Annotated in this window: 5 protein-coding genes and 3 pseudogenes; 3 read left to right on the top strand and 5 right to left on the bottom strand. The window is 67.0% G+C overall.

Annotated elements, in window-relative coordinates:
- Together BQ7477_RS03690 and BQ7477_RS03685 are read right to left on the bottom strand one after the other, a co-directional pair.
- A partial coding sequence (locus BQ7477_RS03690) for an AAA family ATPase (protein ID WP_073982850.1) occupies nucleotides 1-823 on the bottom strand: 823 nt, incomplete at its 3' end.
- 62 nt (nucleotides 824-885) lie between these two features.
- Nucleotides 886-3717, bottom strand: a complete 2832-nt coding sequence (locus BQ7477_RS03685) for a fibronectin type III domain-containing protein (protein ID WP_073982849.1) — start codon at nucleotides 3715-3717, stop codon at nucleotides 886-888.
- Between BQ7477_RS03685 and BQ7477_RS12980 the strand changes: the two genes are divergently transcribed.
- Nucleotides 3690-3839 carry a hypothetical protein gene (locus BQ7477_RS12980; protein WP_420884431.1) on the top strand — a complete coding sequence of 50 codons (150 nt, stop codon included), beginning with the start codon at nucleotides 3690-3692 and terminating at the stop codon, nucleotides 3837-3839. The two genes, BQ7477_RS03685 and BQ7477_RS12980, sit on opposite strands and share 28 nt — an antisense overlap.
- A gap of 182 nt (nucleotides 3840-4021) precedes the next feature.
- Here the strand turns inward: BQ7477_RS12980 and BQ7477_RS12290 are convergent.
- The 3 pseudogenes from BQ7477_RS12290 to BQ7477_RS03675 form a co-directional block, all read right to left on the bottom strand.
- Nucleotides 4022-4225 (bottom strand): annotated as a pseudogene (locus tag BQ7477_RS12290) (isochorismatase family protein); the annotation flags it as partial.
- A gap of 295 nt (nucleotides 4226-4520) precedes the next feature.
- Nucleotides 4521-5744, bottom strand: a pseudogene (locus tag BQ7477_RS12285) (Ig-like domain-containing protein); the annotation flags it as partial.
- A 1240-nt stretch (nucleotides 5745-6984) separates the two neighbouring features.
- A pseudogene (locus BQ7477_RS03675) lies at nucleotides 6985-7240 on the bottom strand (cysteine hydrolase family protein); the annotation flags it as partial.
- Nucleotides 7241-7364: 124 nt separating this feature from the next.
- Here BQ7477_RS03675 and metG point away from each other — a divergent pair.
- Together metG and BQ7477_RS03665 are read left to right on the top strand one after the other, a co-directional pair.
- On the top strand, nucleotides 7365-9206 hold the full coding sequence (gene metG / locus BQ7477_RS03670; protein WP_073982848.1) for a methionine--tRNA ligase: 1842 nt from the start codon (nucleotides 7365-7367) through the stop codon (nucleotides 9204-9206).
- Nucleotides 9207-9328: 122 nt separating this feature from the next.
- Nucleotides 9329-10347 (top strand): glycoside hydrolase family 32 protein (locus BQ7477_RS03665; RefSeq protein ID WP_073983002.1); only part of this gene is annotated, 1019 nt, incomplete at its 3' end.

Genomic DNA, 10347 nt, shown 5'->3' with positions numbered 1-10347 from the left:
GGATCACGAAGTTACGGCCCTGGGCGATCGCCCACACGCGGGCCGCGCGCATCATCGCGATCGCGCCTCGAGTCGAGACGCCGATACGGACCTCGGAGTCGGCGCGCGTCGCCTCGCACAGGTCTTGGACGTAGGCGGCGATCGAACGGTCGACGTAGTTGTTGGCCGCCAGGTCCGCCATGTCGGCGACCGCCTTCGTGGAAATCACGGGGGCCAGGGCGCGCGTGCGGTCGGGAGCGGCCGAACCGAGGATGACGTCGATGCCGGCCTCGCGGCCCGGGTAGCCGATCGACGTCTTCATGAGGAAGCGGTCCAGCTGAGCCTCGGGCAGGCGGTAGGTACCGGCCTGCTCGACGGGGTTCTGCGTGGCGATCACCATGAAGGGGCGTCCCGTCTCGCGGCGCACGCCATCAACCGTGACCTGGGCTTCCTCCATGACCTCCAGCAGAGCCGACTGGGTCTTGGGCGAGGCGCGGTTGATCTCGTCGGCCAGGACGATCGAGGCGAAGATAGGGCCCTTGTGGAAGTCCCACGAACCCGTCCGCTGGTCGTAAATGGTCACGCCCGTGATGTCGGAGGGCAGCAGGTCGGGCGTGAACTGGATGCGCGAATGCGTCCCGTGCACGGTCGCGGCGATGGCGCGCGCCAGCGCCGTCTTGCCGGTTCCCGGCGCGTCCTCCAAGAGCAGGTGCCCCTCGGCGAACATGCAGGTCAGCGCCAAGCGGATGACGTCTTCCTTACCCAGGAGCGCCTTGCCGACGTTGTCCGTGATCCTCGTGAAAGAGTCCGCGAACCAGTGAGCGTTGTCTTCGGTGACTTCCATTGTTGTCCTTTGTTGTGCTGTGTGACGGGTTGTCTATTGCTGTGTGGGCGACCGTTCTACTGTTACTGGCAGGTGAACCAGCCGTTGAAATCTTCATTCTTTTGTCCAACCAGATCCCCAATATAGGTTCCGCCCCAGGTCCACCCGGGGAGCCGTTGCGTCCCGGGGATCCCCTTCCAGTTTCCGTTGCCGTCAACCTGCAGGGTCACCCAGGTGTCTTTCTCTGCGTACTTTCCGGAGCACCTGACAGTGGCGTTCGGAGGCCACCCGGACAGGTCCAGCCCCACCATTTCGTGAGGACCGCTTCCACATGGGCCGACCACGCATGCGCCTGAGCCGCCCCTGAATCCGCTGTAGCTACGGGCGTAGCTGGGGGCCGTGGCGCTGTCGCACCGTGGACCGGACTCGTGTGTTCCCTTTTCACTGGTCTGGACGGCCTTGATGCACAGCTGAGCGCTGCCGCCTTCGCCGGGTTTGAACTCGCGGTGTCCCTCACGGGTCAGCTCAATGGTCTTATTCTCAGCTCCCGTGAGGACCAGGCTTGCGCTCCTGCCACCGCTGTCTGCATTACTCCAGGAACAATTAACCCACTCGGGTCCGCCGGGCCGACACGATACGGTTGGTGCCGTGGGGGGACCGAAGGAACTCACGGTGCCGCCGCTGGCCTCCGCTTCGGATGTTTTATCGGTGCCGCTCTTGCGGACGGTCACCTTGACTTGGAGCGTTGCGTCGACGCCATCCGTGAGTGCCGGGCTGGTGACGGTGTGATCGCCATCCCTGGACAGGGAGTCCCAGTGGACCCCGTCGGGCGACCACTGGTAGTCGACGACGTCGCTCTTGCTCCATCCGTTGCCCGGCTGGAACTCGACGTTGAACGCGATCTCCTTCGAGTTCCCCGTGGCCTCCAGTGACGTGATCCTGGGGGCGTTGACTTGGTCGACGGCCCACACGGTGGTCGTCGCCGCGGGCGAGGTGTGCGCGTCGGGATCGTCTTTGTCGTTGACGGCTTTGACGCTGATGGAGACCTGCTGCTCGGAGTGCTTGAGCTTAAATGATGTGGAGGTGGACGGAGCATCGACCTTAACCGGGTCGGCGCCCTCCGCGCTGACCGTGTACTGCTCGATGCTACGACCGTTCGTGTTGGACGGTGCGTTCCACTTGACCTCCGCGGTGCCATTCGAGAAGGTGGCGCTGACGCCCGTCGGGGCTCCCGGCGCGCCGTAGGGCGTCACGTTCTGGGAGAAGGACGACCACTCGGACGTGTAGTTCCTATTGCGGGCCCTGATCCGAACCCTGTACTCGTGGCCATTCGACAGGCCGGAGATCGTCAGGGACGTCTGGTCTGCGCGGGCCGGTTGCACACCGCCCGGCGAGAGCTCCACGTCGTAGCCCTCAAGGTCGGAACCGGTGTTCACCGGAGGGGTCCACGACACGGTGATGGACCTGTCGCCGGGCTTCACGGTGGGCTCGCCGGGTGTTTCGGGCTTGGCGTCGATGAGGACGCTCGTCTTGTTGGACGGGTCGGATTCCCCGACCTCGTTCGTTGCGGTGACCGAGAAGGTGTGCTCGGTGCCGTTCGTGCGCCCGCTCACGAGGCACTCGGTGACAGCGCTGCAGGACTTGGAGTCGCCCTGCGTGTGGTCGGTGACGGTGTAGGAGGTGATGGGGGAGCCGCCCGTCGCCCCCGAGCTCCACGACACCAGGGCTGTGCCCGCGCTGTTCGATACCGCGCTCGCCCTCGTGGGCGCGCCGGGCTTATCCAGGACGGTCGCCTGAATCGTTCCCTGGACCTCGCGATCAATGTCCTTGGTCGCGTCCTGCACGCGGTAGGTCACGGTGAAGGAGCCGTTGAAGCCGGCGTCGGCCTGGATGGTCATGGTCGACCCCGAGGCCGTGGCGCTGCCGCCCGCGGAGGTGACCGGGTCGCCCATGATGGTGAGGGGCCCCTGGTCGGCCAGCGGGTTGGTCGCGTACTCGGAGACGTCGACGGTCTTGGATTCCCCGGCCTTGAGGGTTATCTGGCCCGGGCTGGTCTGCACGAGCGGCTTGGAGGACGTGATGACGTTGACGGGCACGCTCGCGCTCGCCGAGGCGCCCTGCTGGTCGGTGACCTCGATGGTCAGCTGCCCGGCCTGGCCTTTGGGCGCCTCGGCGTTGGCGGACACCGACAGGGTGGAGCCGGAGGCGGAGGCGCTGACGCCATCCACCTGCTTGTCTGTGATCGTGTAGGTCATGCCCGCCGGGTCGTCGCCGTCGGGGTCGCTGACCCACTGGTCCATCGCGATCTGGGAGGCGTCCTCGCCGGCGGCGACGTCGACGCGGGTCGGCACGATGCGCGGCGGGCGATTGTGGGCGGATTCGACCAGGACGGGCAGGGCCAGCGTGGACACGATGCCCGTCGCGTCGGAGGGGTCAGAGCCGTCCGTGACCTCCACGATGATGGAGGTTGGGCCTGAGAAGTCCTCCAGCGCAGTGTAGGTGAGCGTGCGCGTGTCCTTGACCAGCGTGGAGCCGTCCCAGCCGAGGCCCGCGCTGGCCTTGGACTCGCCGGTCAGCTGAACGGAGCGCCCGGACCTGGTCAGAATGTAGTCGTTGAGCGCGATCTCCTTGGTGACGCCGGACGTGACCTTGATCGGCAGGGCGCGAGTGTCCAGCGTTGGGCGGGTGATCTCGGTTCCGGGCACGCGCACAACTGCCGACGCGGACAGTCCGTCGTGGTCGGTCACCGTATAGATGACGGTCTGCGGCTTCGGGGACAGCGGAATCGTGATGGTGTCGCCGGAGGCGCCGATGCCCGAATCCGGGCTGGAGAGGGTGTCGTCCTGGATGTCGCCGTCGGGGTCCTCGTCGTTTCTCAGCACGTCGACTGAGACGGAGCCGGAGGCTGCCTGCACGTNGCGCGGTCCTCGCGCTTGCGGCCGAAGGCATGCGCCTGAAAGACGCCGCCGCCGAGGTGGCCGCGGCGACAGGCGCGCGCAAGAACGACCTCTACAAGGCCGCCCTCGCCGCGAAGTAACGAGGCCGGGGGCGTGGATCTGTGATCAGCGTGGCCCACGCGGATAGGAAACGACTAGCTGGATAGGTTATCGCCTCGTGGATAGGTTATTAACCTATCCGGATGCCCTGTTTCCTATCCGCACGTGCGCAAGCTATCCACAAGCGTGCGCCTACCGGCTGCGATGCGGCAGCACCCGAGCCTCAGACGAGCAAGACGCCCTCCGTCATCATCCACTCGCGAGCCACCGCGCCCAGCTCCTCGGAGACGGGGGCGGTCAGCTCACGCAGGACACGCGTCGGGAATCCGGCGTGGACAGCATCCACGGCCGTGCACGCGACGCAGTGCGACTCGGCCAACCCCACGACGTCCACGTCCGTGATGCCAGCGTCGCGCAGCGCCTCCTCCANCCGAGGCGACGTTACCGGCCGTGTCGGAGACCGTGTAGACGATGCGCCCCGAGCCGGGCCGGGAGCCGCCGCGCACGCGCACGACGTTATTCGAGACGAAGACGCTGCCCAGGTCGGCGGGGATCTCGTGCTGGAGTTCGCTGGAGACCGTGAGCTTGAGCCCCGCGGGGGAGCGGTCGTTGTCCAGGACCGACACGGAGGCCACGTCCCCGACGCGCACGACCAGGGAATCGTCGTTCAGTTCGGGCGGCGCGGATTCGGTGTTGGCGGGGGCGGGCAGGATCGTCACCGTCGCCGAGGCCGTGGCAACCCCGTTGGACACCGTGTAGGTGAACGATGCGGGGTTTGAAAGCCCGGAGGGTGCGGTGACGCGCACCATCTGGCGGTTGACGAGTGCGACCGCCAGGGGAGAACCCGTGGGCACGTCAAGTTGCTGGACGGTGAGGACGCCGCCGGTGGGGTCTGAGTCGTTGGCCAGCAGGTCCACGAGCACTTGACCGCCGTCTGGCAGGACCCCGAGGTCGTCCTCGGTGCTGGGCGGCAGGTCGGAACCGGTGGGGGCGACGTCCACGCGGATGATGCCGGTCGCCGTCGTGGGCCCGTCAGTGATCGTGTACGACAGGTAGTAGGTGCCGGCGGTGTTGCCGTCCACCGTGATTGTTCCCGCCGTCGAATCCATCACGGCGGTGATGCCGGCGGGCACGTCGTCCACGGAGACGAGCCTGAGCGTGTCAGAGTTGGGATCAGTGTCGTTGGCCATCGGCGAGATCGACGCGGATGAGCCTTCGCGCACGACGAGGTGGTCGGCGTTTGCGACCGGCGGCTCATTGGCGCTTTCCTTGACGGTGACGGTGATCGAGCCGTCGCCCGCGTCGCGCCCGTCGGACACGCTGATCGCGACCGCGTCCTTGCCGGGCGCGTGCCCGGCATCGATGATTTCAACGTTGCCGTTTTCGTGGGAGTTCACCGTCATCCCCGTGGGGGCGGTCGCGCCAGCCAGGAAGAATGGGTCGCCGTCGGGGTCCATCCAGTTCGTCAGCCCGTTAGTGGTGACACGACCGCCCTGACCCAGGGAAATGGAGGGCACGATCTTCTGCACGGGTGCCTCGTTGACGTCGTCGCCGTGGACGGTCAGCGTCACGTGGGCCTGCGCGGTTCCGCCCCGCCCATCCGAGACCTCGTAATCGAAGGTCGACGTGCCCGACGCGTCCTTGTTGACGGCGATCTGCAGGGCCGCACCCTCTCGGGCGACACTGACCTGGCCGAGGGAGGGCTGCGTGAGCGCTGAGGCCGTCATGAAGTCGCCGTCGGCGTCGGAATCGTTCATGAGGACAGGAAGGATCACGGTCTTTCCTGCGCGCACCCCGAAGTCGTCGTCCACCGCCTCGGGCGGCGTGTTGTCCTGGTTGCGGTCGGGTGCGACCGTGTTGTCGATGTCGTCGACGGACTGGTCTTCGGTCTCTTTCTCAGACTCGAGTTTCGATTCCAGCTGATCCCAGTTGTCGACCAAGATCATGTCGGAGTCGGGCAACCACAGGCCGTCCTTCTCGATGTCGTTGAGCACGATGACGTCGCGATTGGTGCGGAAAATAGCCTTTTCGGCGCTCGCGAGGGAGTCGACGACCATCTCCCGGTCATCTGCGTCGGAGGGGCAATCCCTCACGAACGCGCCGGTTGCCGACCAGGCCGCGTACGCGCACTTGTTGTGCGCGACCGGGCGGGTGGGGTTGCCTCCGGGGGCGGGCGCTGGCACGGTCGTGGGGCTTCCGCCGCCGATGGGAACCCTGATGAGTGCGTCGGGGGAGGAGAGCAGGACCTCGTTCGTTTTCGGCCCAGTGTCCTGGAGGACGACGCGCTCACCGTCGATGCGCTGTGTCTTGCCGCCCGGCAGGTAGAGCGTGGAAGTGTCCTGATCCCAGACGACCACGTCGGTTCCGACGGCCGCGATCTGCAGGTAGTCGGTGGCGCCGATACCCGTCAGCGGTGTGGTCTTGGTGTCCGTCAGCGCGCCGCGCTTCAGTAAGGACGTCACGCGCCCAGCCTCGGCGGAGACCGCGTGGACGTTGCCCTCCGAATCCACGGTCGTGACCGCGCCGGGCACGTCAGAAATACTGGCGTCCGCTTCGTCCGTACTGATGGGCGCGGGGTGGTCAGCCTGCTGCGCCCATACCTTGCCGTTGGGCGCATCCGTGACCGCGATCGTGCCGCCGCGCACGTCCGTGGTCATTCCCCGGTAGTCCACTGCCGACGTCAAGGTGGCCGTCTTGACGTCAATGGGAGCCAGCGTGTTGGCCACCTGATCGGAGAGGTGGACCTGCTCGCCGTTCTGGAAGACATCAAAGGTTGAGGACGCCGCGTGCAGCCCGGCATCCATGAGGCGTGCAGGGACGTTCACGTGTGCGACGATGCCACGCTTCGCGTTGGTGACCCAGACGCCGCCGTCATTGAGCTCAACCTTGGTTTCTTCGACGCCGGGCGCGATGAATGCGAGGACGAGTGAACAGACACCAAGGGCGGCGACCGCGCCGGTGAGGGCCGATCGCCTGGGGTTCCGAATGCGCATGCGGGGCTCCAAGAACAACACGTTAATGGGTATCCATTTTATGCTACGTCAGTCCGTTACGGCGCCTTGCGCTCCTCGTGTACAACTTGTGGTACAGTCCTGCGCTCCCGAGCAAACCCGCGCCGTGCGCTGCTTTCGCTGGGGTGAGACGATACCGGCATGGATGCCGCGACCGACCTGACCCGACCCGACGAANGGTGCAGCTCGGCCTCGTCCGTGCCCGCCACGCCGTGCGGAGGCCACGTGTCCACGAAATCCGGCGTCTCCGAAAAGTGCTCGCCCGGATCGATATGCCAATCCTGCGTGGTAACGATCAGCTGATACTCGTCGCGGTGGGCATCCACGTAGGCGGCCACGGCCTCGGCGACAGCGTTACCGCCCGTCACCGGCAGGGCACCGCCCTCACAGAACGTGGGCTGAACGTCGACGATAATGAGCGCGCGGGTCATGAATCCTCCATCAATATGGCGTTTTCGCCAGGATAACACCGTGGCCACGTGCCGCGACAGCGCGTATGTCGTCCCCAGGCGCCAATTCCCCCTTCGAGCCAGCCAAGCAGTATTGTTAGAGGCTATGAGTCGTATTCTGTCCGCCGTCGCATGGCCCTACGCCAACGGCCCCCGTCATATTGGCCACGTCGCGGGATTCGGTGTCCCCTCCGACGTTTTCTCCCGGTACATGCGAATGGCCGGCCACGACGTCCTCATGGTCTCCGGCACCGACGAGCACGGAACCCCCATCCTGGTGGCCGCCGACGGCGCCGGCATGAGCGCCCGCGAACTCGCAGACCGCAACAACCGCCTCATCGTCGAAGACCTCGTGGCGCTCGGCCTGTCCTACGACCTCTTCACCCGAACGACCGCCGGCAACCACTACCGCGTCGTCCAGGACATGTTCGCCACCGTGCGCGACAACGGCTACATGATCGAACAGGTCACGCGCGCCGCCATCTCCCCGTCCACCGGCCGCACCCTGCCCGACCGCTACATCGAGGGCACCTGTCCGATCTGCGGCGCCGAGGGCGCGCGCGGCGACCAGTGCGACAACTGCGGCAACCAGATGGACCCGACCGAGCTCATCAACCCGCACTCGCGCATCAACGGTGAGACCCCCAAGTTCGTGGAGTCCGTCCACTACTTCCTGGACCTGCCCGCCCTCGCCGACGCCCTGTCCGCCTGGCTCGACGAGCGCGAGCAGTCCGGCACGTGGCGGCCCAACGTCATCAAGTTCTCCAAGAACTTCCTGGAGGACATCCGCCCCCGCGCCATGACGCGCGACATCGACTGGGGTATCCCGGTGCCCGGCTGGGAGGACCAGCCCACCAAGCGCCTGTACGTGTGGTTCGACGCCGTCATCGGCTACCTGAGCGCCTCCATCGAGTGGGCGCGCCGCACCGGCGACCCCGAGGCGTGGCGCCAGTGGTGGAACGATCCCGAGGCCCTGTCCTACTACTTCATGGGCAAGGACAACATCGTCTTCCACTCCCAGATCTGGCCCGCCGAGCTGCTCGCTTACAACGGCCAGGGTGCCAAGGGTGGGACCCCCGGCGACCTGGGTGTCCTCAACCTGCCCACCGAGGTCGTCTCCTCCGAGTTCCTCACCATGGAGGGCAAGAAGTTCTCCTCCTCGCACGGCATCGTCATCTACGTGCGTGACTTCCTCTCGCGCTACCAGGCCGACGCCCTGCGCTACTTCATCAGCGCGGCCGGCCCCGAGACCTCGGACTCCGACTTCACGTGGGCCGAGTTCGTGCGCCGCACCAACGGCGAGCTCGTCGCCGGCTGGGGCAACCTGGTCAACCGCACGGCCTCCATGATCGCCAAGAAGTTCGGCGAGATCCCCACCCCGGGTGAGCTCGAGGACATCGACCGCGCCCTCCTGGACGCCGTCGAGGCCGGCTTCGCCGCCGTCGGCAACCTGATCCGCCACCACCGCCAGAAGGCGGCCCTGTCCGAGGCCATGCGCCTGGTCGGCGAGGCCAACAAGTACGTGACCGACACCGAGCCCTTCAAGCTCAAGGCCCCAGAGCAGCGCGAGCGCCTCGCCACCGTCCTGTGGACCCTCGCCCAGGCCGTCGCGGACCTCAACCTCATGCTCTCCCCGTTCCTGCCCCACGCGGCCAACGACATCGACCGCGTCATGGGCGGCGAGGGCGCGATCGCGCCGATGCCCCACATCGAGGAGGTCGAAGAGCTCGACCCGCAGGTCCTGCCCTCCGACTTCGAGGGCCGCGACGGCTACCCGATCATCACCGGTGACTACACGAACGTTCCCACCTGGGAGCGCCACCCGATCACGCCCGGCACCCCGATCGCCAAGCCCACGCCGGTCTTCGTCAAGCTGGACGAAGCAATCGTCGAGGAGGAGCTTGCCCGCTACGCGGACGCCCACCCCGATGACGTCACGGGAGCCTGAGCGGGGTTTTTCCTTGCAACGCCGCCCCTGATGGAGGGTGTGGCGCACGTGGGAGCGCGCGCGGGCGGGACGGAAGCGTCCCGCCCGCGCGCTCGTCTATCCCGGGGTGTTACCGTGAGGTCATGGCCGAAGATTTTCTCGCGTCCGCCCTCGCTGCCGAGGCCTCGTCGCGCGCCCCTCACGATCCCGACTACCCGCTCTTCCACGTCGCGCCCCCGGTGGGCCGCCTGAACGACCCGAACGGCCTCATCGAGGTCGGCGGGACGTACCACGCCTTCTTCCAGTACACGCCCGAGCACCCGCGCAAGCTCGTCTACTGGGGCCACGCCACCTCGCGCGACCTGACCCGGTGGGACTACCACGCCCCCGCGATCCTGCCCGATACCCGCCAGGACCGTAACGGCGCGTACTCGGGCACGGCGATCGACGCCGGGGACCACATTGAGCTGTGGTACACCGGCAACTACAAGGACCCTGAGACGGGGGAGCGCGAGGCCACCCAGTGCGTCGTGACCACGACGGATATGGTCCACTTCGACAAGCAGGTGCCCCCGGTCATCGGCCACCAGCCGGACGGCTACACGGCGCACTTCCGCGACCCGCAGGTGTGGCGCGACGCGGACGGCTCGTATCGGATGCTGCTCGGCGTCCAGCGTGAGAACCTCACGGGTGCGGCCCTGCTCTACCGCTCCGCGGACCTGCGCGCGTGGGAGTGCGAGGGCGAGATGACCTTCCCCGACGCCGGAGGGGCCTTCGACGCGTTCGGCTACATGTGGGAGTGCCCCAACTTGGTGCGCCTCGTCGACGAAGAATCGGGCGAGGCGCGCGACGTCCTCATCTTCTGTCCGCAGGGCATCGCTCCTGATCGCGAGGGCTTCGAGAACGTCTTCCCGTGCGTCGCCGTCGTCGGCGAGCTCGTGGGGACCGAGCTGCGCGGGGCCGACGGCTCCTTCGAGGAGCTCGACCGCGGCACCGAGTTCTACGCGCCCCAGATCATGGCGCGCTCCGCCTCCACGCCGCCGGCGTTGCCGACCCTCCTCTTCGGTTGGGCGGGTAACGCTGGCGAGGACGATCAGCCCTCCATCGAGACGGGCGGCTGGGTGCACTGCTTCACCGCTCCGCGCGCCCTGGCCCTGCGCGG

It is taken from the genome of Actinomyces bouchesdurhonensis (assembly GCF_900128465.1).
GTDB classification, from domain to species: Bacteria; Actinomycetota; Actinomycetes; order Actinomycetales; family Actinomycetaceae; genus Pauljensenia; species Pauljensenia bouchesdurhonensis.
This window is presented reverse-complemented; position numbering and strand designations above follow the sequence as displayed.

Bases quoted from the DNA above. Each gene is read 5' to 3' on its own strand.
- metG (WP_073982848.1), top strand. From the start codon at position 7,365: ATGAGTCGTATTCTGTCCGCCGTCGCATGGCCCTACGCCAACGGCCCC.